This window comes from Streptomyces beigongshangae (assembly GCF_019710745.1).
Lineage (GTDB): Bacteria > Actinomycetota > Actinomycetes > Streptomycetales > Streptomycetaceae > Streptomyces > Streptomyces beigongshangae.
The window spans coordinates 1-1,785 of sequence record NZ_JAHKJW010000162.1; the positions used below are offsets into that span (position 1 = coordinate 1).

Annotated in this window: 2 protein-coding genes; both read left to right on the plus strand. The window is 68.6% G+C overall.

Features of this window, described 5'->3' with window-relative positions:
* The first annotated feature begins 390 nt into the window (after nucleotides 1–390).
* Nucleotides 391–726: a WD40 repeat domain-containing protein gene (locus KM933_RS38615; protein ID WP_308013686.1), complete on the plus strand. Its 336-nt coding sequence runs from the start codon at nucleotides 391–393 to the stop codon at nucleotides 724–726.
* A gap of 146 nt (nucleotides 727–872) precedes the next feature.
* Nucleotides 873–1,559: a GPI inositol-deacylase gene (locus KM933_RS38620; RefSeq protein ID WP_221362328.1), complete on the plus strand. Its 687-nt coding sequence runs from the start codon at nucleotides 873–875 to the stop codon at nucleotides 1,557–1,559.
* The last annotated feature ends 226 nt before the right edge of the window (nucleotides 1,560–1,785 follow it).

Sequence of the window (1,785 nt, forward strand, 5' to 3'; positions counted from 1 at the left end):
GCCAGTTCGGGCCGGTGTACGCGGTGGCGTGCACTGTGCTGGACGGCCGGCCCATCGCCATCACCGGCGGCGTGGTGCGGGTGTGGGATTTGACCTCCGGTGAATCTCTCGGCCGCCCTCTCGCTAGCCAGTTCGGGCCGGTGTACGCGGTGGCGTGCACTGTGCTGGACGGCCGGCCCATCGTCGTCGCCGGTAGCGGCGGCGACGACGGCGGCGTGGTGCGGATGTGGGATTTGACCTCCGGTGAACCCGTCGGTCGCCTTATCGCTGACGACACCGGGCCGGTGTACGCGGTGGCGTGTACCGTGCTGGACGGCCGGCCCGTCGCCGTCACCGGTGGCAGCCGCGGCGTGGTGCGGGTNGAGGCCGGTGACCGCGGTGGCGTGCACTGTGCTGGATGGTCGGCCTGTGGCCGTCACCGGCAGCCAAGACAACACGGTGCGGGTGTGGGATTTGACCTCCGGTGGCCCCCTCGGCAGCCCTCTCGCCGGTCACATGAGGCCAGTGAACTCGGTGGCGTGCACTGTGCTGGATGGCCGACCCGTCGCCATTACCGGCAGCCACGACAACACGGCGCGAGTGTGGGACCTGGTCAGTAGTGCATGCACCGTCCTGAATGTAGGACTTGAGGTCGCTGTTGTGGCGGTCGCTCCAGATGGTGGCCTCGTGCTGGGCTGCGGCGTTGACGTCTGCGTTGTAGAGCAGGGAAGGGGGTGCCGCGGATGAAGATCCTAGGGGTCCATGGGGTGGGAAATTTTCGCCCAGCTCAACCTCCTGATCACGCCGCCATGCAGTTGGCAGAGGTCTGGGCTGACGCGTTGTCGCCGGGGCGGCTGCAGAGGAGCGGGCCTGTGGACAGTAGGCGTGAGGAGGTGGCGGTCGTCTACTACGCGGACTTGTTGCGCCGTGGGGGCAGTCAGGGGCCGGATGATCTGGTGTCGCTCGATGAGTTCGAGCGGGAACTCGTCGGTTGGTGGCTGGAGGCGTGCGGGCTGCCGGAGGCGACGGCTGCGGGGCGGGCCACCTGGCCGCTGCGGCAGGCTCTGACCTGGCTGGCCAAGAGGCGCGGTCTGGGGCAGCCAGCTGTCGAGTGGTTCGTCGCGGTCTGCTTCCGGGAAGTTGCTGCCTATCTGCGCGATCCTGCGCGCCAGCTGGTGCGCTCCCGTGTCGCCGAGGCGCTGGCCGTGCAGCGGCCGTCGGTGGTGATCGCGCACTCGCTGGGTTCGGTGGTGGCGTACGAAACTCTGTGGGCGCACCCGGATGTGCGGGTTGAGTTGCTGGTGACGTTGGGGTCGCCGCTGGCGTTGCCGCATGCGGTTTTCCCGCGGTTGCAGCCCCCTCCGGTCGGGGGGAAGGGCGGGCGTCCGCCGAATGTGGCCCGGTGGGTGAATCTTGCGGATCCCGGGGACCTGGTCGCGATTCCTCCCGGAGGGGTACGGGAGGGTTTTCTTGGCGTGCAGGAGCCCAAAGGCCAGCCCATCCATGTGTTCGACTTCCACAAGGTTGTCCACTACCTGGCGACGCCGCAACTGCGAGAGGTGCTCGACGGGCGCACGTGAGGACCTGGCGTCCGGGTGCGCGGGCGGGCACCGGGTCAGTGCGGTCGTCGGCGGGGATCGGGGAAGGGGGCACGTGTTTCTCCTCGGCGATGCCGTCGTTGCGCCGCTACGTGGCCGCGCAACGACGGGCGGGGCGCACGTGGTCAGCGGTCCTGGGAAAGCTGAAGGAGTGAAGTTTCCCCGTGATCTTGGACACGTGATCGTTATGCCGCGAGGGTGTGCTGGT